The sequence below is a fragment of the Photobacterium proteolyticum genome (assembly GCF_001939735.1).
Taxonomy (GTDB): domain Bacteria; phylum Pseudomonadota; class Gammaproteobacteria; order Enterobacterales; family Vibrionaceae; genus Photobacterium; species Photobacterium proteolyticum.
Map to the genome: position 1 here is coordinate 56,501 of NZ_MJIL01000096.1, position 24,621 is coordinate 81,121.

Genomic DNA, 24,621 nt, shown 5'->3' on the forward strand with positions numbered 1-24,621 from the left:
TGCCGAGGGGCGTTTGCCCCTCACCTGACAGTATATAGAGATAAGATCCCATGCTACTTCTCTGACAAAGCCCGGCCAGAGAATTGGATACCCTGCCAACCGTACTTCATGAAATTTCGGATGTTCTTGTGATCGTCCCCATCAGGGTTCTGAAGGACGTCTTCACGGTAGAAATCTCCGAAACACGCTAATGTTTCAGCTTCTGAGAGTTGGTGCAGTTGAGCAAAGGCAAAGATACGGCATGATCCCTCGTTGCTGCCAGCCGTGTTGACCAGCGTTTCATTGCCAAGTCCATTGGAGAAAGCTGTAGGTGTGTATAGGTAGTGTCGCTGGATAAGGTCGATGACAGTGTCAAAGCCAATCTGCTCAGGGGACTGTTTGATCTTGTTGAGTAGCGCTTCCATGGCGGTACATCTCCATCAGTTGGTAAAGTCAGAAATTGATAATAGACGAGTACGGACTACACTGCAGGAACGCTCGCTAATAAAAGGGCTGTCACAGCCCTTTCTCTATTCGCCGTTCACTAGGCAATCAAGACGAACTGTCAGTCGACTAGCGCTGATTATGTTTTCGTGCTTGCTGCTTTAACTCGTAATCAAGCTCATCAGGATAAACAACTAATCCATCTTCATCCTGATTCGGGAATATCACCACAGCCAGCTCGTCATCTTCCAGGCCGTGAGTCCAGCGACTGTGCCATTTGTTCAGAGAAATAGCTTCGGCCTTACAATACTCCCACTCTCCAGTTGCCCATGACTCAGCAAATTCCTTGTTCGGCCATACGGGTACACAATCTTCGTCGTCCGTATTTAACATGACACAGCCATGTTCATCAGTCAGAATCCAGATCTGGCGGTTAGAAACTACTTCTTTCACCAGGTACTTATAACGCTTCTCCGCATCGTAGGCCTGGATGGCCGTGATCTGGGATGAGTCTAATGGGTTGGACATGTATTCATTCCTGTTACTGCTTATTTTAAGCGTTATAGCATAGAGGAAAATTAGACTTTAGTCATTGAAAGTGGTCCCCCGGCTTTATAAGCCGGGGTGAATAGGAGAGGGCGTTATTTCAGGGTATATGGGATACGAACGGACAGTTGGAAGTCTGGGGCATCTGCGGTGATACCGGCTGTCGCGCCGACGTTGATGGTTGTATCTCTGTCGATGGCATAGTTTGCACCAAACGAGAGTGAGTCAAGTTGCAACAACTTGGCATCACTGGCTGTTGTTCCATTGATTTTTGATTTTAGGATAGTTTTGTGGCTTAGGCCGAGACTGAACGAGAATTTGGGATTCACGGCAAACCCCATTCCTGCACTAAATGCAATGGTATCGCCTAAGTCGATGGTATCTACACGGATGTTTTCAGTGTTGTCATCATCGTCCGTTATATTGATATCGACTTCTACATCATCTTTGATATTCCAGATATAGCTGAAGTTCATGAAAATAACGGCTGGATCGATAGGCATTATCATGGTGATACCGGGCTCGATGCTGGGGAAGCCGGAACCTGTAGGCAGCTCTTCAAAGTCATTCAGGCTATTAATAGGCACATCATAGGGTGACTTGCCCGTGGTGCTCTTGAAGCGGAGGCTACCTATCCAGTAGGGGGCCTCTTTCATGTTTATCTGGTATTTGAAGGCAGCTTCGATATCGCCAATATCGTTGCCATCTACAGTACGCAGGGTTGCTGCATTAGAACCGCTGTTCAGGTCCCGCTCAGAAATGGAATCTGTACGGTAGACCCAGGGGATACGCGCCTCAACCTCTAGCCGGTTAGTGATGCCGTAACGTCCGGTTAGCCCGAAGGTCAATGTCGTCCGATCAATATCACTGGCTCGTATTAGCCCGACAATAAGTGAAGGAAGAACGGTATAGCCGACAACAGATACCGAGTTAGATGAGTTCTGGGTATATGACAAAGAAGTATCAAGAACAAAAGAGCCTTTAGGTGTCAAAACACCAGGTTGCTCGAGAATATCGGCAACGGTTTGTACTCGCTTGGGCTTTTCACTTTCCTTGGACGCCTTTGATTCTTCCGCCGAAGCGGATATTGGAAATAAAGCAAGAAGCGCAATATAGCTTATTTTATTGAAAATACTCACGATTCCCTCACTTATATAACAAGTGTATGCCCCTAAAAATCATATGAAGTTGTATGTTTATACTCATACAAGCTAATAAGAAAAGGGTAGTATAAGTGAGAAAAAGTTGTCACCTGAGAATCTTAAATAAGTGTCTTATCACTGAGATATTCACGTGACTATATTATTTTCATTAAAGATAAGAAAATTTCTCAAAAAATCAAACGTGTCATTCTAAAGTTGAGACGATTTATTATCTTTAAGGCGTTATAAAGTAAGGTGATTAAAGCAAAAGATTTATATTTAAATGGCAGTGTGTTTATTAAAAATAATACAAAAGTACGAGTGGCGAAAACTATGATTAAGTTATCTCGCGAACTAACGCGAGTGATTATAAAAAATAACAACTCATTATATTTGGAGTAGGATCATGCGTAAAACAAATATCGCACTATTAGTAGCAGTTGTTAGCTCGCCTTTAGCATTAGCAAATGACCATGACCCATATGATTACGGTCATGATCCTTACGGTGGTTCCAGCTATGATTCTGGATACGATTCAGACCATGATGGTAATGATAAAACCATTACAGACTCATTCAATACTGATGTTGAAAAGAACCTAACGGTTACTCTTGAGAAAGATGTCTCTATTAAAGACAGTTACAACGACGACAGTGATTACATGTTACTGTATGATGTGAATAATAAAGATATTTATAAGTTCACTGATAATAGTGATTATGATAATAGCAAAGATATCACAATCGATATTGAAGAAAACTACTATATGGCAACATCATACCTAGATGGTGCAGTAACATATAGTGAAGTTACTTACGGTGGTGCTTGTTGTGATGGCCATGGTTACTACGGTGACGGTTATGGTGACCCAGCTCAGCATACATTGAATGTCACTCAAAGTAATACCATGCAGGATGCATTTACAGGCGCATCCGGTATCAATATCGCTGGTCAGAATGCGGGTAATAACTCGTTGGTTCAGCAAAGTGCTAGCACAAATGCAATGTTAACCAGTCAATAACACATAACTGAGGGTTGTGTATCAACCCTCAGGAGGAAGTCATGAGATATTTAACACTGATAGCAGTTGCTCTTTTTTCTAGTGGGGGTATTGCAGATGAGTTGGATATTCTAGCAAACTCTGAAATATTGAGTGAGGATATGATGACGCAGTCTCGCGGCGGTCAATACGAGCTGAAGATTGATAATATTCACGCAAGTTCAGATATGTATGGCGATGTTGCAGGTAATGGGGCTTACAATAATACAACGGGTGACAATATTATTGACTCAGGATCATTTAGTAATGCATCAGGTGTATTGAATGTAGTCCAGAACTCTGGTAACAATGTGTTAATTCAGAATGCGACCGTGGTTAACCTGACATTGAAGTAAATTGTTAGTCTATCTATGCTGACATATTGAAAATATGTCAGCGACCCATAAAACTAAAATGGAATAATGTTTAGTTTCGCAGGATAAAGAACAATACTTCTTTTGTTATATGATTGTGCCATCGCTTAATACTAGGATTATAATAGAGGCGATGGTATAACCAAAATGCACGGATATTAAAATAAGAACTGATAATTTTTGGAGTAATATCATGCGTAAAAATAATATTATGCTGATTGCGGCACTTGTGGCTTCACCTATGGCCCTTGCTGATGACCATGATTATGGTTACGGATACTACAATCATGATGGTGATATCACCATTGAAGATAGTGGTAATGTAGATGTGCTAAAGAATAAAGAGTTTACTTTAGAAAAAGATATTTACATTAGCAATGTCGGCAATAAGGACAAAGATGTTCTCGAGCTTAAAGGTGTTGGTAATGTTTATAAGAATATTACTGAAATAAACCAAGATGTTGACAACTCGTTAGAGAAAGATCTTGATGTTGAAATCAATACCTATCTGGCGGATTCTAAGTTATATGGCCACATTATGGATGCGGAAGTGACCTATGGTGGTGCATGTTGTAAGGGTAAGTCTAATTCATCTGACGTGACGGTGATGCAGACTAACAACATGAACAGAGCGTTTGGTGATGCCTCGGGTATTAGTATTGCTGGTCAGAACGTCGGCAACAACTCTATGGTACAGCAAACAACAGCTACAAATGCAGCGCTTGTTGGCACAGGTGGAGGCATAGTAAGCCCTGGTGGTGATTACTAGGCTGGATAAAGGGCCTTTTGGGCCCTTTCTTTAATATTGCTTGTTAACCAGCAATTATTAGTTTTGATAATTGTTGGTTTGTCAAAAGTACTATCTTTTATTCATGTCAGAATATAGACGCAGCGATATCAAGGCTAAGAAACCAAAACGGTATAGCTTATGATTAGATCAATATTGTTTACCACTGGCCTACTTGCGAGTAGTAGTATTTATGCGCTGGATTACTTCCCTAATCGGGGGGCGTATAATGTTGAGGTGAAAAGCTACCAAGAGCAGTTATTTGGTGATGTTTTCAGGCAGCAATATGATTTTAGTTGTGGATCTGCTGCTGTCGCATCTTTGGTTACTTACCACTATGATCTTGAAACATCAGAAAATGATGTTTTCAAGTATATGTTTAAACATGGAAATAAAGAAAAAATAGAGAAGCAGGGCTTTTCTATGTTAGATATGAAAAATTATCTTATTTCGATAGGGCTAGATGCTAATGGCTATAATATTCCCCTCGATAAGTTCAGTAAAATAAGGATTCCTGCAATTACTATCGTTAACTTCGATGGCTATATGCACTTTGTCGTTATTAAAGGAATGAATAGCAGTCAAGTTATCCTTGGCGATCCATCACGGGGTACTGTTGTAATGCCAATCGATGACTTTAAGACCTATTATAAAGGGTCAGTCTTGCTGGTTAAAAACCAAGCAGTAAAGGGCCGAGAGAGCTTTATAACTGCTGAAAACTATAACGTCTATACGCCGTCGCCGTCTTCAGAGGCGATTGCTAGAGACTCACTTGCAACGTTTAGTATTACACTACCTGGTGCAAACGATTATTAGAGGCTAGTATGAATAAATTCACTCGTATATTCGTCGCATCGACGATAGGAGGTGCAGCTATTATGGCTAATGCTTCTATCAGCTTTCCTTCTATTGATGAACTAGGGCTAACATCATTATCTGATAGTGATATGTCATCTATACGAGGTGGTTTTGTCTCTATAAATGACAATATTATAAATATTGGTTTAACGATGAGTACGGCAATTAATGGGGAAGAAGTGCTGACGACACGTATTGCAGACTTTACCATTAACAATGGCAAGTTAGTTAACCCGTCTGGTGGGGAGCCTATAGATTTTCAAGATCCCCTACATGTAATTGACATAGGTGATAATAATATTAATACGGCTAATCCAAACCCTTCTAGTACAGGTTTTATTATTCAGAACTCAGATGACGGGACGAGAATAAACACTCAAATGATTATGGATGTCGAAGCAGATGTTAACGGGTTTATTCAGCAATCCATTTATAGGAATAGGCTTGAAAACTCTATTCTCCATAATGGTTATTAAACCAATTTCATAGTAATAATTTGTCATTTAGGAAGGTACAGTATAAAAGCTGTACCTTTTTTGTTGTTCATTTGTTGATATGAATACGGAAACTTATACTTAAGTGCCGTTTTTATTATTAATAACTTGTTGATTAATATTGACTCTTTTTCGCAATACTATGAAGTAATAACTTTTCAATACATTTCTTACAACTGATACCCTGCAAAACTGTCGTTTATTGCCTATATTTTTAAGACATCAATAATAATATGCACATTGATAGAAGGTGACTTCGATGGTGGCTCAATGTCAAAATAAATCAATTAATGGTCGACTGGTTGCAATTGGATGTAACTATGAACCTTGGATTGCGCTTCTTGAACAATCTGGTTGGAAAACCCATTGCTGCTATGACCTACGTACGGCTGACTCAATCCTGGATGAGTTCAGCCCATGCATTTGTATTGTTGACTTAAGCAATAATGACTTTAGCTTAAACAGCATTTCTTTGAGGGCAAATAAAACCAAGCAAGTGAAATGGATTGCGATTATCAAAAAAGAGCAATTAAAAACTGATGCGATTTGTCAGTTTATTAATAATTTTTGTGTCGACTATTTCTCAGTACCTATTCCGGGCAGCCACTTACTTGATACCGTTGGCCATCAACTGGGTATGCTCGAAATTGAATCAAGTTCGTGGGTCGAGATAACGTCTCAACATGATATGGGACTATTTGGTGATTCTAAGTCTATCAAGCAGTTAAGGGATATGGTGCGCCGTGTGGCTTTAACAGAAGTTAACGTTTTTTTGACTGGCGAAAACGGCACCGGCAAAGAGCTGATAGCAAAATCAATCCATAATCTGTCTAAGCGAAAAAATGCCCCTTTTGTGATTGTCAATTGCGGTTCGCTAACCAGAGACGACGAGAAGATGGCCTTTCTTGACGGCAGCTATACCAACGAAGATGGTTCCCAGTTCAACGGTACTATTTTGTTGGACAATGTCGAAGAGCTGTCCAAAGAGCTTCAAGATGAACTCCTCACGTACCTCCAGATCCCGGCAGGGGAGTCGCTTGATGATGACGCATCTTCCGATGCCCGCATCATTGCGTCCTCTAGCGCGGACTTAGAGGCTGCCGTTGCTAACGGAGACTTTAGTAAGGAACTATTCTATCGCCTGAATGTTTTTCACATCAAAGTGCCGACCCTGAGAGAGCGTGGTTCGGATATCTTCCTGCTGGCTGAAACCTTTTTGACCAAGTTTGCAAGGGAATACAGTACGATGGCGGCATCGTTTTCCGAAGATTCCAAGCAATTACTGTTACGTTACAGCTGGCCTGGCAACGTACGTGAGCTTATTAACCAGGTCAAGCGTGCTGCCTTGTTGGCGGAAGGCAATGAAGTTCGGGCTGAGCACTTTGATTTGCCCAGTAAGGCGAACCTTAAGCAAAGCTTGAGAAACATTAAGGATGAGGCGGAGAAGGATGTTTTGGTCGCTGTGCTGGAAACGCACAGGGGGCAGGTAGCATCAGCCGCGAAGGACCTTGGCGTGTCACGCGCAACTATGTATCGATTGCTCAATAAGCACAACATAGTGCCGGATGTCAGGCACTACAATAATGGTTATGCGCGAGAGTAAGTACCATAAAAAAAGCCCGAGAAATCGGGCTTTTTTTATGGTTTGTTCAAGTCTATTGCACTATATCAAGCTACTCGCCTAGTACAATTATGTCATTGGCCTGCTCGTCATCGCAGTCAACTGAGAGATATAGCGTATCAGGTTGCTCAACCATGAGCTCATCTTCGGTTGGCGCAACAAACGTATACTGGTTTAACGCGTCCATATTAGTCCTATTATCTATCTCACATTTTATGTGTCGTTGGTCTCTATCTATAGAGCTAACGTTACAAAGATTAAATGACATTCTTATGAAAGAGCGATCATGATCTCATGAACGATATCAGATTGTTCAAAAATCACCCGGCTTTATAAAACGAGATGACTAATGGGCAGTGATCAGACAATTGGTATTTTTCTACCTCAGCTGCGGTAAAGTAGTGCTGATAGACCACCCCGTTGGTGGTGATAGCCCTGGCGATCGCTTTAGAGCTGATGGCATGATCAACAAGAGAACGGTACAGGCGTTTTGTTCGGCTTCCGTTACGCTTGCGGTACGAGACTAAACACGCAGCATCGACATGTTTAGTGAGATTATAGACAGGGGATGATAGTGCCTGATTCAATGCTGTTAACAGCCATTGATGCCGGCTGTTTAGTCGATGATTGAAATCCCCTACCACAATGTAATGTTCGTTGTTGTCCTGACGTTGCTGTACCCAACTAGCAAGGATAGAAGCTTGACGTCTTAAGGTACGACATGCCTTGCTGGTTTTCTTCGACTTTCCTGTAAAGCAACCTGATTTCAGGTGAATATTCAGTAAGTGCAGTTCAGCATCGGTTCCTTTGTGGATAACGATGTAGCTACCGTATCTGAGTTTCCCGGTGGTTGCCCTGTGCCCGTGTTTCGTCTTGCCCTTGATATAGCTCCCGACATTGAGCGAGCTGAGGTCCTGTGGGTTATCAACTGGAATCGTACTTCTGATGGCAAATCCGGTGTACTGATTGATATCGGGGAATATTTCCGTCGGGGAGTGACGTCTGTCCGAGAGAAAGATCTTATAGCCGGACGGAGGCAGTATAGCTTCTATGGCATCAACGCTGTCCACTTCCTGAAAGGCAAGGATATCGGGAGAAAGCGCTCTGACAATTCCGGCAAGCTGACGATAGTCGGGAGCTGTCCGGTTGATTATCGTTTTATTACTACCTGTGCTTAGCCACTGCATATTCCAGCTGACGATACTGAGAGGGGGAAACGGGTTGACCTGGTGATCGGGTGCATCACTGTAGACCACTGAAGGCAGCATTAAGATCACGGTCAGGGCGGTATTGATTAGTCGTCGCTGCAAGAGTTTTACCTGGGTCAATATCGGATATGAAGATTAGAGGGGCAGCGGTGGTAACAAGCGAGGTATATTTTGGCATTTTTAGTGATGTTGGAAGGCAGCGATAAAGAAGAGGGCGTTGTCATACTTGTTAGTTACACGGTGATCAGAAATGGGTAACGAGACAATCCAGTTAGGCAGAAAATCAGCCCGCCAAATTTGTCGATTTGCAAGGACTATTTTTTAAAAAAAGAGGCATTGAAAGCAATAAATTTGTTGACAAAAAGGCTGAGAAAAAAGCTTACATTCATTTTTTGGCACTAGCTCAAAATCATCGGTTGTTCCCTGTACTGTCCTTTAATAAAACTGATTTAGATCAATGTTTGTTTTGCGGATTTCTCGCCTAATACACCACATCTTGTATTAGCCCAATCACTAGACCCTATATTTTGTGTTTAAGTGACAGTGTCATTTTCGTAGGAGCCCCGTGTGAACCCTGTTGTGATTAAGCGTGATGGATGCCGTGTACCGTTTAATACCAAGCGTATTAAAGAAGCGGTGCTAAGCGCAGCCGAATCAGTAGAAGCGATGAACGAGGCGTATGCAGCGTCGGTGGCTGACGGTGTGCTTTCTCAGTTTATGTCTGTTGAAGAAGTCGACATTCACGTCATTCAGGATGCGGTTGAAAATCACCTGATGGTAGGTCCGCACAAGGCGGTCGCACGTGCTTATATTGAATATCGTCATGATCGCGATATTGCCCGTGAGAAAAAAAGTCTGCTTAATGGCGAAATCCGAGGCTTGATTGAGCAAAGCAATGCTTCTCTGCTAAACGAAAATGCAAATAAAGACAGCAAGGTGATCCCGACTCAGCGCGATCTTCTGGCCGGGATTGTGGCTAAGCACTATGCGAAGCAGCATTTGTTGCCTCGTGATATTGTTAAGGCGCACGAAGTGGGTGATATCCACTTCCATGATCTGGATTATTCGCCATTCTTTCCGATGTTCAACTGCATGCTTATTGATCTGAACGGTATGCTGACGCACGGTTTCAAGATGGGGAATGCCGAGATTGATACGCCGAAATCTATTTCGACGGCCACTGCGGTTACTGCGCAGATCATTGCCCAGGTAGCCAGCCATATCTATGGCGGTACCACCATCAACCGTATCGACGAAGTGCTTGCTCCTTATGTGACAGTCAGTTTTAACAAGCACCTTGAGATCGCTCAGGAGTGGGGCATTGCCGAGCCAGAAGCTTTTGCCAAGGCCCGTACCGAGAAAGAGTGTTTCGATGCGTTCCAGTCTTTGGAATATGAAGTAAATACACTGCATACTGCTAACGGTCAGACGCCGTTTGTGACCTTTGGGTTTGGCTTGGGTACGTCATGGGAATCTCGCATGATTCAGCAGTCTATTCTGAAAAACCGTATTGAGGGTCTGGGCAAGAACCGCAAAACAGCGGTCTTTCCTAAGTTGGTGTTTGCTATCAAAGACGGGCTGAACCACAAAACGGGTGATGCGAACTATGACATCAAGAAGCTAGCGCTTGAGTGTGCGTCAAAACGCATGTACCCGGATATTCTGAATTATGACAAAGTCGTTGAAGTCACTGGGTCATTCAAAACACCGATGGGTTGTCGTAGTTTCCTAGATGCCTACGAGGAAAACGGTGAGCTTGTTCATGAAGGCCGAAACAATCTTGGGGTTGTTAGCTTGAACCTACCGCGTATTGCCCTGATGGCCAAAGGTGACGAAGCGCGCTTCTACAGCCTGCTAGACGACAGACTGGCGTTGGCACGACGTGCTCTGGAAACCCGTATTAGCCGTCTTGAAGGCGTGAAGGCACGTGTTGCGCCAATTCTATATATGGAAGGGGCATGTGGCGTACGACTGCAGCCAGATGATAATGTTGCTGAAATTTTCAAGAACGGCCGTGCATCGATTTCTCTAGGTTACATCGGTATTCATGAGGCGATCAATGCCCTTTACGGAACGGAAACGCACGTATTTGACAGCCAGGAGCTGCGCGAAAAAGCTATCGCAATTGTTCAGCATCTGAAGCAGGCAACGAACCGCTGGAAACAAGAAACGGGTTATGGCTTTAGCCTCTATAGTACTCCGAGCGAGAACCTATGCAGCCGCTTCTGTGCCATCGATACCAAAGAATTTGGTGTTGTAGAAGGCGTCACTGACAAGGGCTACTATACGAACAGCTTCCACTTGGATGTTGAGAAGAAAGTGAACCCGTACGACAAGATTGATTTCGAAATGCCGTATCCGGAAATCACCAGCGGTGGATTTATCTGCTACGGCGAATACCCGAATATTCAGCACAATGTCGAGGCATTGGAAGACGTATGGGATTACAGCTACAGCCGCGTTCCATACTATGGCACCAATACGCCGATCGATGAATGCTACGAATGTGGCTTTATGGGTGAATTTGACTGTACCAGCAAAGGCTTTACCTGTCCGAAGTGTGGCAACCACAACCCGTCGAAGGTTTCCGTAACTCGTCGTGTATGTGGCTACCTGGGAAGTCCGGATGCACGTCCGTTTAACTTCGGCAAGCAGGAAGAAGTGAAGCGTCGCGTCAAGCACATGTAACCGCATACAGAGCGGGGTTAGCGTTTCAAGACGACGAATGCAGAAGTGCCATGAGTGGCACTTCTTTTTTTGGCGAGAAAGATAATGAATTACCTTAACTATTATCCTGTTGATGTTGTTAATGGTCCGGGGACACGTTGTACGTTGTTTGTCTCCGGCTGCGAGCATCAATGTCGGGGGTGTTATAACAAAAACACCTGGCGACTGGACTGTGGTCACCCATTTACCCAGGAGATGGAAGATCAGATCATCTCGGATTTGAACGATACCCGAATCAAGCGCCGCGGGCTGTCATTGTCCGGTGGTGATCCATTGCATCCGGCCAATCTTGAAGCGGTGTTAAAGCTTGTTCAGCGCGTTCGGCAAGAATGTGCAGGCAAAGATATTTGGCTATGGACTGGCTATGTACTCGATGAGTTAACGGACGCGCAGCGCAAGGTGGTAACTCTGATTGACGCATTGGTCGACGGGAAGTTTGTCCAGGAACAACATGATCCGTCACTGCTTTGGCGGGGGAGTGCTAATCAAGTTATTCACTATTTTCAATCAGATGAGCTTGGTTGTTAATTTTTTGTGATCAAGTTGGTGTGAACTATGTGAGTTATCCACTGTTTCTGTGTATAACTTTGGGAAAAGGGAGTGCATGGATCTTTGATAATGGCGTTATATACCCAAGCTACCTCAAGATGCTCGTTTCAGCGAGAATTACTTGGCCTCTAGGCTAGGCTCCGATTAGAAGATCTAGTGGTTCTAAATTAATAATCGGAAACAACGCATAGTGGCCCCTATCTATTTAAAAGAACTGGAACTCGCCCTTTGGGAGTGAGCCAGCGAACCCATTTCTGTGTCAAATGACGTTGAAAGGGACTACCATTCCTACCGTCATTTTCCTTGAACTGAGCTCGCTGGTCTCACTCTGAATCCTGCATCTTGAGGTGGCTTGGGTATAGCGATGCTGATTCATACTGAAAACGGGCTGAATATCGCGGTTCCTCTTCCATCATCGGGTGAGTTAAGGTAAATTCCCAANGGCTTGGGTATAGCGATGCTGATTCATACTGAAAACGGGCTGAATATCGCGGTTCCTCTTCCATCATCGGGTGAGTTAAGGTAAATTCCCAACCTATTTTTTTGCTGCTGGAGGCGTTATGTCACGCACCATTATCTACACTTACAAGAAACAAGAGAAACAGCTGGCATTCTCTTATGATCAATACCGTTCTATCCATGAGGCCGTTGCGGCAGCGGAAGGTATTGATCTGACTGAGTTTCTAAAAATGGAGCAGCAAGTTGAAGCTGTATCTTCTGGCTCGAAGGCGGTCAGAGATTTTAGAGACAACCATTTTAAGAAGCTGGGTTTTGGTAAAATTACCCTGGCTAAAAAAGAGCATCGGGGAATAGGCGAAAAATAGTCCCGCCAGTGTTAACCTTGTGCAAGTCTGAGGGAGCAGGCATTAGCTCCCTGATTCTGTACCCTTCATACGTTTAATCCAGCCCAGATAGATCATATATCCTCCGAGCGCGGCCAGCAGGTGCTTGACGCTATGACCGCTGACTCCGCCTAACAGCGCATACAGCTGTTCGTCATTTGACTCCGCCCACTTAGCAAGCACATAAGCTAATAGCGCGTATAGGTAGTATCTTCCGTGACTAAAAGGCGATTTAAACAAGCCTATTATCAGCGGTAAGTGAATGATGGGGATCACCTGTACCAGTACATAGGCGGATAAGTCCCCCCGCCCACCGATAACATCTGTCGCATACCAATACACAACGGAGAGCAATCCGTATAGTACGGCTGGAATAATCAGGCGGTGCCCGATAGCCGGCTTTATAAATTCACTCAGAACAATGCAATAAAGGGTGATAAAGGCAATCGTGATAGGAATGCGATCCAGCATCAGGGTAAACGCGTTAGGGGTGAGGTGATAGTAGCTGGAGCCGAAGAAAGCGGCGATTAACCCGACAAAGAAGCCTGGATACAGCAAACGGATTCTCGGTTCAATTGCATTAAGGTGATGAGGGTGAAATCGTTTGAGGCCAAGAATACCGACTAGCAGGAAAGGTAGGTTGGAAATGATATTGAAAAAATTGGGCACTCCCAAGAAGGTGCGCTGATCGGCATAATTGTAAAAGTTTCGGCTCTGGGTAATGGGTGAGAAATATAAGGCAAGTATCGCAAGTGTTATGGCAATGATAAGGAGCAGCCGGAGTCGGTTGGCATAGCTGATGCCCGTCATGTTTCGCACTCTTTCTTCATGATTTCAAGACCTAGCCTGAAGCATTCTCGCCATGCCAGATCGACTTCAGAAGTATAGCTGGGATCGCACTGATTAACGGTTTCCATTAGGCAATCAAGCCAGGTTTCGTAGTCCAGCGGGCTAACACCTATTCCTTGAGGGCCGTGACGTTTGCCAAAAAAACGAACGGATTCTCGGGCGGACTCTGACACAGGTGCCAGTAGAATGATCGCGATCGAGGCTTTAAGCATTGATATCTGCTTTTGCATATCGACATTGGCAAACATCTCTCGGAACCTGTCGTCTTTCTGGCAAAAGAGATTGTAGAAGATATCAAAGAAGTGAGGATGTTGGTTGCATCTTTCATAACTGTCGTTAAAAACTTCGTGGATATCCATGCCATCTCCTTTGATATAGATATTTTAAGTCAGCCTATAGTATGAGTATGGTTCCTAAAATAACGTAAGCAACTCATTTTACGTAGAATTGACCAACAAACGTATTTATTCGAACAAAACTTAACCGCGAAAGAACAACACGCCCTAGAGTTCATTGTATTTTTTTGCACTGCCGAAACACTTATCGACAGGGTATTTTTGCTCGTTCTTGATCAGCTTGTTCTGACATGCTGCCATAAGGTCGATGTCGCATTTGTCTGCCAATCGAAGCAAATACATCATTACATCGGCCATCTCTTTCTCGAGGTGTGCTTTCTTGGCTTCTGGTAGAAGTTCGCTTTGCTCGGGGGTTAACCACTGGAAAATTTCAGTTAGTTCGCCCACTTCCCCGCTTAACGCCATGGCCAGGTTTTTGGGCGAGTGAAACTGCTCCCAGTTTCGGTCTGCCGCAAACTTTGCCAGCTGTTGCTGAAGCTGTTTTATCTCTGACGTCATAGTGTTCTCTTTGGGTTTCAGGTGAGATACCGAGCCTTAGTTGATGCTTAACGTGCTTCTGCAAATGTTATAAGGCTAGCGCAGTCGTTATACGCCGCTTTGCTCGGCATGAACATACTTTTTTTTATATATTCCCTGTAAAGCTTCTAGTGTGCACAAAAACAAACCGAGCCAAATCAGGCTAAAGCTAATGGCTTTGACCTCATCAAAAACCTCTCCGAACAGGAACACGGCAAGCAGAAACTGTAGCGTTGGCTCTATATACTGCATTAAACCAACCATCGTGAGACTGGTGCGGTTGATAGCTAAGGCAAAGAAAATCAGTGGCGCCAGCGTGACAGGTGCCGAGCCGATATATAGAAGCAGTGTCGGTAAGCCTGATGACAGGGCCACGCTATTGTCGGATATACCCTGGGCGATGATGAAGCACAAGGCGAATGGGGCGAGGATAGCCGCCTCAAGAGTAACGGAAGTCAGTGCATCATAGCGAATGTATTTTTTACATAAGCCGTAAAGGGCAAAAAAGCTTCCCATGATTAATGAGATCCACGGCAACTCACCGTAGTGCCAGACTTGGTAGCCAATTCCGGCGATAGCCAGGACGACGGCGGCCGATTGAGCATGTGACAATCGCTCTTTGAGAAAAAGGACGCCGAGTGCGATGGCAAACAAAGGATTGATGAAGAAACCCAGGCTCGCGGCAAGGACTTGGTCATGGGTAATGGCCCAGGTGAATGCATACCATGAGATGCACATGATTGCGGCGGCAATGGTCGTGGCAACCAACGAACGCTTATCTGCCCATATAGTAGGCAGGGAAGGAAAGGGGCGTCTCAGAATGGCTATGACAGTCATCATAACTGGTACCGAGAAAATGATCCTCATGGCAAGTAGTTCATTGATATTAGCCTGAGGAAGAAATTGGTAATACAGCGGCAAGATGCCCCAGAGCACAAATGAGAAAGCAGCTAACGCATTTCCGGCACGGTGAGATCGCATACAGGTGTTCCAACGGTATCAAGGACAGAGAAAAGAAGAAGTCAGGGGCTATTTTGTCACCGAAACTGCGTTGAATAAAGTAATTTATATGACAAATAACTTGATGAAATGGATTGCGGTAATATTATTTCTTCATCGCAATAATGGTATGGACAAGCCAAGCTCGCCGCTCGCCGGTGAGTTGGGCTGAGTATTCTTGCTTCTCTTTCCATGAAACGACGTAGAAAGATGAGAATAGCTGCTCCAGCTCGTTTTTGCTGTGTGTCAGCACCGGTAGATCTTCATGGCTGCAGTTATCGTCAACGCCGAGAAAATGGCCGCAGAATACCCCGCCGCTGTATAGGCTTTGCTGTATGTTCGGCCACAATTGGAAAAACTCGTTACGTGAGCAAAAAAACAGGCAGGCACTGGCATTGATCAGGTGGGTGCGGGGAAACTCATAGTCCGAAAAACTACTTAGTTGGACATCCAGGGCAGGAGCCGAAGCGGCCAGTGGGTGCTCTGACAGGGTTTCAAGGCTCTTTATGTTAATATCAAAAGCATACACCTGATAATCTTGTTCCAGCAGATAAAGCGTATCTCGCCCTGTCCCGCAGCCGCAGTCAACAGCTATCCTGTCTTTGGTGGCATTGCCCAAAAACTGGTGAGCTTCGATAAGATGAGCGCGAGGGGGTAAGAGCTTTTGGTTACTTAGGTAATCCAGCCAATCAATAGTTGCCATGCCCATACCCTCTTCGACTACGGATTACACTGACGAGTAAAGTATAACGATTGTGAGCATCGATATTCGCCCAATTATTAGAATATAGATGACTGGATATGATCTAGCTGCCCGTAATGCCTGTATTGATAAGATTTTAATCACGCGAGTGGTTAGAAGTTTGGTATTATTAGTGGACATCAGGCGCTTGATAATATCTTGTATTATGCGTTTGACGTGACTGTAAGCCACTAGGCCAATGATAAGAGAGAATAGAATGACTAAGCTAACCGCAGATATTCAAGCGAACTGTGCGCTATTTGTTACCGAAACGAAAGAGACCCAGGTAGTTTGGGGGCTTTGTAACGAAGAAGGTGACTGGCTATCTGTTGCATCTAGTGAGTTTGAAGACTCTGAAGTAATGCCTTTTTGGTCAAACGAAGAAGATGCCAAACTTCATTGTGCTGACGAGTGGGAAGAGTTTACTGCCACAATGATCCCATTGGATGTTTTTGTCGAAGATTGGATGATCACTTTGGCGGAAGATGGCGTGTTGGTTGGGTTGAACTGGAATGCCGAGCTGGAAGGTGCCGAACAAGAGCCTTCAGATGTAGCCAAGCTATACCTGTAATGTATTTGTGATGTAGCTTTACGCTACACTGCGCATAATTGATAAGCCGTATCTTATTGATACGGCTTTGTTGTATTTGCGCGAGCGCAATTTAGTTACAGATTGGGATTTTTACTGGCAGAGATATCATCTATATTTACAGAGAGTCATCAAACATGAGGGTGTTGTTATGGTGCTTTCTGAATGTCGCCAAATGATGGCAGAGCATACGCTCGTTGAAGCTCGTATAGTGCATGATTTTCTAAGTGCAGGCTGGAGTATTAACTTCAGAGACTCTGAGGGGAATGATTACCCTATAACAGATACTTATGGAATTCCGTGTAGCTATGACTCATTGAAGCAGGCAGAAGATGTCGTTCATCAGGTAGGGAACTGCCCTATTATGATTGACAGTCTGTTCAGGTTTGCTGAACGTTAACAGCAGACGTTTGCTGACACAGTAAATGGACGAGGATAGAAGAAAATATACATTGCATTAAAAAGTACGATCGTGCTAAAAAGGGTAAAACGCCTAGTTATTGAGAAGAAAATGAGCAAAGGCCGCGTAACTCGAGACCACATTTTACAAACCGCTTTTAGCTTGGCCAGTAAAGACGGACTGGACAGTTTGACAATAGGTCAGTTGGCGAAAGCATCAGGGATGTCGAAAAGCGGCCTTTTTTCTCATTTTAATTCTAAAGAGAACCTACAGATTGCGGTACTGGAATATACCGGCGAGTATTTTACTGAGCGGGTGATTCAGCCGGCACGGGTTGCTGAACCTGAGACCATCGAAAAGAAACTGCGGCTATTGCTGCGAAACTGGCTTGAATGGAATCAGTCTTTTCAGGGCAGTTGCATGTTTCTGGATGCCTGGAGAGACAGTAGTGATGCTGACAGCCCTGTTCGGCAGGCCTTGGCGATTATCACTCGTCGTTGGCTGGACTATTTATGCCAACAGGTTGAAAAAGCAAAGCAAAACGGTGAGCTGAAACCGGAGCTTGATACCTGGCAATTTGTATACCGTCTCTATGGCGTTTATTTAAGCAGTCATTTGTTTCGTTCCTTGTCGTTGGAAACCGATGAACACCAGCGGTTCTGGCTTGGAATTGAAGAGTTACTGAACGAGTGGCGAGTGTAATAATCACAGTTACGATTAGTTTTTGTTTGAATTAAAAAAGCACGACCGTACTTTTTGGAGGCTCAATGAGCAGCAAGATATATTTTAGGCAGGGCAAAGGTTTTGATCTTCGCCGAGGCATGATTAACCTGACAACACGGCTGCATCACACTATTGCCCCGGGCCACGCCAGAAAAGTTGCGAAGAATTTGCTGTTGACACCGGATCGGAGCAAGCGCTTGATTGAAGAACCAGCAGGGTTAGTTCGACGTCAGATTGAAACCTCTGAAGGTAAGATCATGACTTATCAACTGGGGCAAGGGCCGACCTGGATTCTAGGCCATGGTTGGTCAGGCTCATCAAGCCAGTTTTTCTCTCTGATGGAGCATATTGCCGCGGCGGGGTATACCGCGCTGGCATTCGATAATCCGGCACATGGTGAGAGTGAAGGCCGTTACGGGCATCTGCCTGGCTTTGTGAAAGCGTTTGATAGTGTGCTGGATCAGCAAGCCAGCATTGCTGGCGTTATCGCACACAGCATGGGCGGGGCGATGGTTCTGGAGAGCCGCCATGCATTGCTGGAGGGAAAGCCTGTACTGCTGGTGGCACCGGTGCTCAACTATACAGAAAACCTCGTCAGTACCGTCAGGCGTTCTGGGTATTCGATGAAGCTATTTGATGAGGTTGTCGGTGAAATCGCCGAAACATACCAATATGCGCTGGACTCGATAGATCCGCTAGAAAGACTGAAGGCCCGCCTTGGTTCAGCGGTGATCGTTCATGATAAGGCCGATCGTTTTGCTTCGTTTGCACACTCCAAGCAGGCGGAGCAGTATGATCATGTGAAGTTGCTGGCAACAGAGGGGTTAGGGCATGGGCGGATCCTAAACAGTGATCCGTTGCGTCAGGCGTTTGACTCACTGGCTAGCTAGAGGCGTTAATTCGCTTCCTATAAAAAAAGAGCACCTGTGATGCTCTTTTTTATTCTTTTTAGATAGACAGATAGCTAGCTTGGTTTTACTTCTACCTGCTCGCGGGCGAGTTCCAAACGAGCCACCTCGGCATCCAGCTCGGCAATCTTCTTCTCCATAATCTGATGACAGTGATCAGCCAGCTTACGGGCATCTTTCATTTCATATTGTGAGACATCAATGGGCTCAAGCATTTCGGTAATGACGATACCGTTATCACGTCGGTTCAGTGAAATTTTGTTGTGGGTTGAGCTGACGCACATCGGCACAATAGGTACTCCGGCTTCGATGGCCATGCGGAAAGCACCAGTTTTAAAGGGTAAAAGTCCGCGACCTTTGCTTCGTGTCCCTTCAGGGTACATCCAAACAGACAGGTTACGGCTGTGGATAGCCTCGGCAACCTGTTGAATTGTGCTACGTGCTTTCGATTTGTTCTCTCGATCGAGCAGTATGTTACCGGTGATCCAGTAGAGCTGCCCGAAGAACGGGATCCACAACAGGCTTTTTTTGCCAATTGAGACAGTTCGTGGCTCAAGCATTCCCGGTGAAGTAACAAAGTCGAAAATATTCTGGTGGTTAGAGATATAGACACTGTTTCCAATTTGAGCGACATTTTCTTTGCCTCGCTTAATCAGCTCAACCCCAACTAGTTTATGGAGTTGATCGAACCCGCGGCAAAAAAAGTGTACGTGTTTAGGATCACGTGGACTCAGCAAGCAGTAAACCAAAGCAAAAAGCGTGGTACAAATGATGAAGATCGCCCCTAAAAACAGGCGGATAACAGAAAGCACAATCACTCCTTTGTATTGTTAGTACTCTGTCTGACGCTGTTGAGATTACACAGAAGAGGTCAGAGGAGCTTTAGAAACAGATCTACAAAAAATACAGGAATTCAGACAAAAGATAAATGATTCAGGCATGCTTAGAGAACATTTTTATTTCGAATATTTTTTTGGCTGAAGTACATTCAGTTCGCAATTTCAGTTGATAGTTTTATCGTTAATTAACACTTAAAAGCGCATAAAAGCAGACAAATGGATGTAAATAAACAGACAAGGTGTGAAGTCAATCGCATGGGATAATATGAGTCAAGAAAATGCTGGAAAGTCTTTATAATTCAAGAGATAAAGAGCGTGGTTTTGGCACGGTATGACCAGTCCTGTCTGAAATTGCTGGGTCTGCTGTGCGAAATCTCTTCTGTTGTGTGGAGTTTTTGAGGCGAGCCATGAGCTTCGCCTCTTTTTTTGTCTGCCGTTTACGGCTTGAGTACTTTAACCATGTTATAGCGCTCGAAAGGCACGTTATTTCTGAGTGACACTTCTTTTTCTATCAGCTCGAATCCGAGTTGTTCAAATAGGCCTAACGATACTTTGCTTGCTGTTACGCTCAGGCTGGTTTGCTCATTTGCCGAGGCTATCGCCTCAAGAGCTGTGTATAGCTGTTTCCCCAACCCCTGGCGGGAATACTCCGGCAAGACATAGAGTAATGTAAGGTGGTTTTCAGGGTGAAGCTGGCCAAACGCAATCGGCTGGTTGCGGCTGTCAACCGCAACCAATGTATGCCCTTGGGAGACGAGCGCTTCAAATTCATCAAAGTGTGCTTGAGGGTAGTCGGCCCAGATTGAAACTTGTTCAGGGGAATAATGTTGCTGTCCAAGCACAGATGCTGCCTGGTGATAGATTTTGGCAACCGCGTGGATATCATCACTGATAAATGCCCTGAGTGGATAAATATTCATGGAACTACATCTTCCCTGTTATGGCTGGAGGTCAAGTTGTCGGTTTTTATAACAATTAATGTCAGGATTCGGTAGTACCTCTGTTCAAAACTGTGGAATGGTATAACCTATAGTGAAACTAATAAATGCTGATTACAACGGAAAATTGCGGGATATTTCGCAGGCTTTCCGTCAGATTCCGGCAGTATCTAACAACATTGCGCTGTGAATATTTATTCTAAATTTTTGATTGTTATTTTGTCACTGGCCGTGTTCTCCGGTTGTAGCTCTAATTCTGTGCTGGATGGGGAGCTCGCTGAGGCGGCCAAGGCCGAAACGCTGAATCGCCCTCAGATGCGTGTAGTACCTGTAATGGTTGCGCCTCCAGCCCCGACATTTAATCGGGTTTACGAAAGCTGGAAGGGAACACCTTATCGCTTGGGCGGAAAGAGTAGGCGCGGTATTGACTGCTCGGCGTTTGTTCAAGTGGGTTATTATGATGTGTTTAACAAGGTACTGCCGAGAACGACAGGGGAACAGGCGAGAATGGGGCGGTGGATCCCGCTAGCCGACGCTAAAGAGGGCGATTTGGTATTTTTTAAAACAGGTCGGCGTCTGAGGCATGTCGGGATTTATCTCGGTAATGCCGAGTTTCTTCATGCCTCCACGTCGCAGGGGGTGATGATTTCAAGTTTGGCTAATCCTTATTGGCGCCGTGCTTTTTGGCAGGTGCGAAGGGTTCCGATCTACTAAGAGTTCCGATCTACTAACTAATAGATGTTTTTGCGGCTTTACACGTAAAAGTGAGCTCGTGTTCTCGCAAAAATGGCCAACGCCTCCCATACTTTTGCTGTAGGAATTATTTCCTGGAGGTGATTATGGCCATGGCAATTACAGTAGGGCAATTCCTCAATAGTCATAATGTGGACTTTAGCCTTACCCAGCACCGTCATACCGACACATCTTTCAGTTCTGCTATCTCTGCGCATGTCCCGACTTCGCAGGTGGCGAAAGCTGTCATGCTCAAGGACCAAAATGGTGAATACCTGATGGCAGTTGTTCCGTCTAACCGACGGGTGATGATTGACAAGATTGGCCGGATGATGGGTAAACAGTATTTCTTGATCGGCGAGCACGAACTACCAGAGATCTTTCAGGATTGCGATCCTGGGGCTGTCCCTTCATTAGGACAAGCTTACAAGGTAAATATGTTGGTAGATGACCTATTGCTTGAGCAAGATGAACTCTACATCGAGTCAGGGGATCACGAAAACTTGATCCACTTGGATAACAAGCAGTTCCATAAAGTGATGCATGATATTCCACACGAAAATATCAGTGGATATCGGATGATGTTTTCTCAAGAGCAGGAGAGCCGAAGAGGCTGGGATTGGGAATAATCATTTAGCTGTTAGCTGGCTGACAAGATAATGTACGTGTTGTGATGAGGAAAACACCCGCGAGATTGGTCAATCTGGCGGGTGTTTATTGTGTAGCTTATTGGTTAAGCAACATTCTGAACCATAGCCCCGGTGGCGTGCTGAAACCGGTGGTGGCAGAGGTTATTTTTCCTTCCTTGATGATGACGACTGTCGGGGTGGCAGCTATTCCCCATTCGCGCCCCAGTTCGCTACGGTTGTCATTGATTACCCTGAACGAATAGTCATGACTTTCAATGAAGGCATTGAGCCGTCTGTTGTCACCGGATGACAGGGCAATGGTGACGACCTCGAAGTGATCGTTCATCCAGTCAACGGTCGGGGTGACAAACTTACACGCCGGGCACCATGTTGCCCAAAAATAGACCATCACAGGTTTCTCATGGCTTAGGGTAACCAGGTCGATGTGCTTGCCTTGAGTTGTTTGGAGAACAAGCTGAGGAATGTGTCCTTCCGGCATATCCTGGCTTCGCCAGTAGTCCATCAAGGTGCTGAAGGCGACAAACATAATAATGACCAACACAGCTTCTTTTAGCCAGTACCTGGTCCTCCGCCTTATCTTCGCTGTTTTATGAGATGATGTAGACTGCTCGTCCATTAATTATTCCTGCCCGCCAGCTGTCTGTATCGCCTGCATGACTTCTTCGCTGCTTAAAATAACCGGTAGCGGGATCCCCTGTGGTGCATTCGGGCCATAGACAATATTGAACGGCACACCGAAACGTCCGTTGGACTGAAGGTAGCCTGTGACGTATTCAGACGGCCTGGTCCAGTCACCACGCATCAGAACAATGTTACTTCTTCCGAGTTCAGAGTAGACAGGATCTTGCAGCAATACACCAATCTTGTTGGCTTTACAGGTTATACACCAGTCGGCGGTCACATCGACAAACACTGTTCTCCCCTGACTGACCGCCTGCGCAATCTGCTTGGTGTCTAATTGCTGCCAGGCATGATCTGCTGGAAGAGGCTTGGCCCACTGGTCGGCGGTTACACTGCCCAGGAGCAAGCTGCCAGCAGTACCAAATAGCAGAAATGCCAGAGTCAGAATAACAGGCTTGCGACCTTTGACGTTGCCCAGCCGCCATAGCAGAGCAATAACGAGTACGACACCGACACCAGAGACCAGCCAGAGACTAAAGAAATTAGCCATCAGGCTAAGCAGCCACAGGCTGGTTGCCAGCATCATAAAGCCGAACAGGGTTTTCAGTTTGTTCATCCACGGGCCGGGTTTAGGCAGTAGTCTGGCAACTGTCGGGAAAGCGGCAATAATCAGCCAGGGAGCCGCCATACCGATAGCTAGTGCGGTAAATATTGCGATCAGCGTAATGATATCGGCGCCGAGCGCAAATGCCACGGCAGTACCCAGGAACGGGGCGCTGCAGGGCGTGGCCAGCAAGGTGGCAAACATGCCTTGTATAAAATGACCGGCATAGGAGCTGTCACCGCGAGAGGCGAGCCAGGTATTGGTATTGCTGGACAGGCGGATTTCGAACAGGCCGAACATGTTGGCCGCAAACAAGCCGGTGATCAGTACCATTGCCGCAATGAAGTAGGGACTCTGGAATTGCACTCCCCAGCCCAGTGCCTGGCCCGAGAGTTTTAATACGATCAGAAAGCCAGCGAGCAGCCAGAAGGAGACAAGAATACCGGCTGCCGATGCAAGAAACTGAGTACGGATTTGACGCTGTTGAAGTGTCTTGGCTGAAATCACAGTGCTGAGTTTCATGCCGAGTACCGGAAGTACACAAGGCATGACATTGAGAATAAGTCCGCCCAGCAATGCAATGGCAATAACTTCGAGCAGGCTTGCGCTGCTGTTTACAGGGATCGGCAAATCTGTGACGAGGCCGGGGATCTCTACGGCGATGTCATTGTCACTGATGGTCGCATTCAATGTCTGACTGAGCAGATCCGGTGTACCAAACCAGCTGGTGACTTCCAGCTGGGCAATGAGCTGATTGCCGTCAATGCGGATTGAAGGGGTACGAAACGACGAGTCGATGGCCTGCTGCGAGCTACCGTCGATAAATACGTCGGGCTGTTGCCATCCCTGAGGGTTGGTGGCGACAACAGACAGGGTCCGGCTGCCTGCATCCCAGGAGATTTGATCCAGTGAAATGACGCTTGATTGTTTAGGTACCTGGCTCATGCCCTGATTATACAGGTGCATAGCTTCCTGGGAGGCACTTAGCTTGGACGGGGTGAAGTCCAGCGTTATCTCATAATCAGTCAGCACACAGATGTTGGTACATGATGACATGGTGAGCTTGCCTGACAGAAAGACAGGTTTGCCCATATCCTCGACATGAAGGGTCATTGGAAACACGATGTGCTCTTTGTAACCGAGCGTTTCGACACCGAGAAACTCGTAACGTTTTGGCATCGGCCAGTGCCAGTCTATGTTTTCGAGGTTGTTGGACAGATCCCAGTCGATGCTGGGTGCGACGCCGCCTTCGCCGGGGCTCCGCCAGTAGGTTTTCCAGCCGGTGTCGAGCCTGACTTCAAGCAAGGCCTCGACGGTGTTTGCCTGTGGGTCGCTTTGTCCCGTTAGCATGTATCTGACTTCTACGGGCGGGTGCTGCGGGTTCGAAAGCCAGCCGGTGTTGTATTCGATGGCCTGTGCCGAAAGGGGCAGTAATGATGCTATTAGCGTGGCAAGCAGTGCTATAGACGCCAGTAGAGAAGAAAGCTGTTTTTTCAATGTATGTACTCCAAATAAACCTGATATCCAATTTTTAGCGACGAATGT

At 45.5% G+C, this 24,621-nt stretch carries 28 protein-coding genes; 14 read left to right on the forward strand and 14 right to left on the reverse strand.

Going from position 1 to position 24,621, the window contains the following annotated elements:
• Nucleotides 1-53: 53 nt before the first annotated feature.
• The 3 genes from BIT28_RS25135 to BIT28_RS25145 all read right to left on the reverse strand — a co-directional run bounded on the left by BIT28_RS25135 (nt 54) and on the right by BIT28_RS25145 (nt 2,102).
• Entirely contained in the window at nt 54-404 is a 351-nt protein-coding gene (locus tag BIT28_RS25135) for a HopJ type III effector protein (protein ID WP_075767704.1), read from the reverse strand.
• Nucleotides 405-552: 148 nt separating this feature from the next.
• Nucleotides 553-951 (reverse strand): DUF2750 domain-containing protein, encoded by a 399-nt coding sequence (locus BIT28_RS25140; protein WP_075767705.1) that lies wholly within the window; start codon nt 949-951, stop codon nt 553-555.
• 113 nt (nt 952-1,064) lie between these two features.
• Complete coding sequence (locus BIT28_RS25145; protein WP_089153724.1) at nt 1,065-2,102, reverse strand: transporter; 1,038 nt, start codon at nt 2,100-2,102, stop codon at nt 1,065-1,067.
• A gap of 415 nt (nt 2,103-2,517) precedes the next feature.
• Here BIT28_RS25145 and BIT28_RS25150 point away from each other — a divergent pair, with 415 nt between their 5' ends.
• The 6 genes from BIT28_RS25150 to BIT28_RS25175 all read left to right on the forward strand — a co-directional run bounded on the left by BIT28_RS25150 (nt 2,518) and on the right by BIT28_RS25175 (nt 7,266).
• Nucleotides 2,518-3,132: a hypothetical protein gene (locus BIT28_RS25150; protein ID WP_075767706.1), complete on the forward strand. Its 615-nt coding sequence runs from the start codon at nt 2,518-2,520 to the stop codon at nt 3,130-3,132.
• A gap of 41 nt (nt 3,133-3,173) precedes the next feature.
• Nucleotides 3,174-3,506: a carbon storage regulator gene (locus BIT28_RS25155; protein WP_075767707.1), complete on the forward strand. Its 333-nt coding sequence runs from the start codon at nt 3,174-3,176 to the stop codon at nt 3,504-3,506.
• A 211-nt stretch (nt 3,507-3,717) separates the two neighbouring features.
• Entirely contained in the window at nt 3,718-4,293 is a 576-nt protein-coding gene (locus tag BIT28_RS25160) for a hypothetical protein (protein ID WP_075767708.1), read from the forward strand.
• A 159-nt stretch (nt 4,294-4,452) separates the two neighbouring features.
• Nucleotides 4,453-5,127, forward strand: coding sequence for a C39 family peptidase (locus BIT28_RS25165; RefSeq protein WP_075767709.1), 675 nt, complete (start codon nt 4,453-4,455; stop codon nt 5,125-5,127).
• A 62-nt stretch (nt 5,128-5,189) separates the two neighbouring features.
• Entirely contained in the window at nt 5,190-5,645 is a 456-nt protein-coding gene (locus BIT28_RS25170; RefSeq protein ID WP_245823878.1) for a hypothetical protein, read from the forward strand.
• A 277-nt stretch (nt 5,646-5,922) separates the two neighbouring features.
• Nucleotides 5,923-7,266, forward strand: a complete 1,344-nt coding sequence (locus BIT28_RS25175) for a sigma-54-dependent transcriptional regulator (protein ID WP_075767711.1) — start codon at nt 5,923-5,925, stop codon at nt 7,264-7,266.
• A 70-nt stretch (nt 7,267-7,336) separates the two neighbouring features.
• On the opposite strand, the gene BIT28_RS30240 is transcribed toward BIT28_RS25175, so the two are convergent.
• Nucleotides 7,337-7,471: a hypothetical protein gene (locus BIT28_RS30240; protein ID WP_275690375.1), complete on the reverse strand. Its 135-nt coding sequence runs from the start codon at nt 7,469-7,471 to the stop codon at nt 7,337-7,339.
• Between the two features lie 133 nt (nt 7,472-7,604).
• A complete protein-coding gene (locus tag BIT28_RS25180; RefSeq protein ID WP_075767712.1) occupies nt 7,605-8,594 on the reverse strand; it encodes an endonuclease/exonuclease/phosphatase family protein in 990 nt (329 codons plus the stop codon).
• Between the two features lie 465 nt (nt 8,595-9,059).
• Between BIT28_RS25180 and nrdD the strand changes: the two genes are divergently transcribed.
• From nrdD to BIT28_RS25195, 3 genes are all read left to right on the forward strand, one after another.
• Nucleotides 9,060-11,180 (forward strand): anaerobic ribonucleoside-triphosphate reductase, encoded by a 2,121-nt coding sequence (nrdD, locus tag BIT28_RS25185; protein ID WP_075767713.1) that lies wholly within the window; start codon nt 9,060-9,062, stop codon nt 11,178-11,180.
• Nucleotides 11,181-11,264: 84 nt separating this feature from the next.
• The gene (gene nrdG / locus BIT28_RS25190) at nt 11,265-11,747 is read left to right on the forward strand and encodes an anaerobic ribonucleoside-triphosphate reductase-activating protein (RefSeq protein ID WP_075767714.1); all 483 of its coding nucleotides are present in this window, start codon (nt 11,265-11,267) and stop codon (nt 11,745-11,747) included.
• Nucleotides 11,748-12,328: 581 nt separating this feature from the next.
• On the forward strand, nt 12,329-12,592 hold the full coding sequence (locus tag BIT28_RS25195) for a DUF2960 domain-containing protein (protein WP_075767715.1): 264 nt from the start codon (nt 12,329-12,331) through the stop codon (nt 12,590-12,592).
• A gap of 42 nt (nt 12,593-12,634) precedes the next feature.
• Here BIT28_RS25195 and BIT28_RS25200 read toward each other — a convergent pair whose 3' ends face one another.
• The 5 genes from BIT28_RS25200 to BIT28_RS25220 form a co-directional block, all read right to left on the reverse strand.
• Nucleotides 12,635-13,420: a ceramidase domain-containing protein gene (locus tag BIT28_RS25200; RefSeq protein ID WP_075767716.1), complete on the reverse strand. Its 786-nt coding sequence runs from the start codon at nt 13,418-13,420 to the stop codon at nt 12,635-12,637.
• Entirely contained in the window at nt 13,417-13,818 is a 402-nt protein-coding gene (locus BIT28_RS25205; RefSeq protein ID WP_075767717.1) for a globin, read from the reverse strand. Before BIT28_RS25205 ends, BIT28_RS25200 begins: the two co-directional genes overlap by 4 nt.
• A 144-nt stretch (nt 13,819-13,962) precedes the next feature.
• A complete protein-coding gene (locus BIT28_RS25210) occupies nt 13,963-14,313 on the reverse strand; it encodes a nucleotide pyrophosphohydrolase (protein ID WP_075767718.1) in 351 nt (116 codons plus the stop codon).
• Between the two features lie 87 nt (nt 14,314-14,400).
• A complete protein-coding gene (rarD, locus tag BIT28_RS25215; RefSeq protein ID WP_075767719.1) occupies nt 14,401-15,312 on the reverse strand; it encodes an EamA family transporter RarD in 912 nt (303 codons plus the stop codon).
• A 124-nt stretch (nt 15,313-15,436) separates the two neighbouring features.
• Complete coding sequence (locus tag BIT28_RS25220) at nt 15,437-16,033, reverse strand: class I SAM-dependent methyltransferase (protein WP_075767720.1); 597 nt, start codon at nt 16,031-16,033, stop codon at nt 15,437-15,439.
• Nucleotides 16,034-16,289: 256 nt separating this feature from the next.
• Here BIT28_RS25220 and BIT28_RS25225 point away from each other — a divergent pair, with 256 nt between their 5' ends.
• From BIT28_RS25225 to BIT28_RS25240, 3 genes are all read left to right on the forward strand, one after another.
• Nucleotides 16,290-16,643: a DUF2750 domain-containing protein gene (locus BIT28_RS25225; protein WP_075767721.1), complete on the forward strand. Its 354-nt coding sequence runs from the start codon at nt 16,290-16,292 to the stop codon at nt 16,641-16,643.
• 529 nt (nt 16,644-17,172) lie between these two features.
• Nucleotides 17,173-17,763: a TetR/AcrR family transcriptional regulator gene (locus BIT28_RS25235; RefSeq protein ID WP_075767723.1), complete on the forward strand. Its 591-nt coding sequence runs from the start codon at nt 17,173-17,175 to the stop codon at nt 17,761-17,763.
• Between the two features lie 65 nt (nt 17,764-17,828).
• Complete coding sequence (locus BIT28_RS25240) at nt 17,829-18,674, forward strand: alpha/beta hydrolase (RefSeq protein ID WP_075767724.1); 846 nt, start codon at nt 17,829-17,831, stop codon at nt 18,672-18,674.
• A 74-nt stretch (nt 18,675-18,748) separates the two neighbouring features.
• On the opposite strand, the gene BIT28_RS25245 is transcribed toward BIT28_RS25240, so the two are convergent.
• Nucleotides 18,749-19,504, reverse strand: coding sequence for a 1-acylglycerol-3-phosphate O-acyltransferase (locus BIT28_RS25245; protein WP_075767725.1), 756 nt, complete (start codon nt 19,502-19,504; stop codon nt 18,749-18,751).
• Between the two features lie 464 nt (nt 19,505-19,968).
• On the reverse strand, nt 19,969-20,451 hold the full coding sequence (locus BIT28_RS25250; RefSeq protein ID WP_075767726.1) for a GNAT family N-acetyltransferase: 483 nt from the start codon (nt 20,449-20,451) through the stop codon (nt 19,969-19,971).
• 333 nt (nt 20,452-20,784) lie between these two features.
• Here BIT28_RS25250 and BIT28_RS25255 point away from each other — a divergent pair, with 333 nt between their 5' ends.
• Both BIT28_RS25255 and BIT28_RS25260 read left to right on the forward strand, forming a co-directional pair.
• Complete coding sequence (locus tag BIT28_RS25255; protein ID WP_083652158.1) at nt 20,785-21,183, forward strand: NlpC/P60 family protein; 399 nt, start codon at nt 20,785-20,787, stop codon at nt 21,181-21,183.
• A 131-nt stretch (nt 21,184-21,314) separates the two neighbouring features.
• Nucleotides 21,315-21,830, forward strand: a complete 516-nt coding sequence (locus BIT28_RS25260; RefSeq protein WP_245823880.1) for an aminoacyl-tRNA deacylase — start codon at nt 21,315-21,317, stop codon at nt 21,828-21,830.
• 97 nt (nt 21,831-21,927) lie between these two features.
• On the opposite strand, the gene BIT28_RS25265 is transcribed toward BIT28_RS25260, so the two are convergent.
• Entirely contained in the window at nt 21,928-22,467 is a 540-nt protein-coding gene (locus BIT28_RS25265) for a protein disulfide oxidoreductase (protein ID WP_075767729.1), read from the reverse strand.
• Nucleotides 22,468-22,470: 3 nt separating this feature from the next.
• Nucleotides 22,471-24,573, reverse strand: coding sequence for a protein-disulfide reductase DsbD family protein (locus tag BIT28_RS25270; RefSeq protein WP_075767730.1), 2,103 nt, complete (start codon nt 24,571-24,573; stop codon nt 22,471-22,473).
• Nucleotides 24,574-24,621 lie beyond the last annotated feature (48 nt).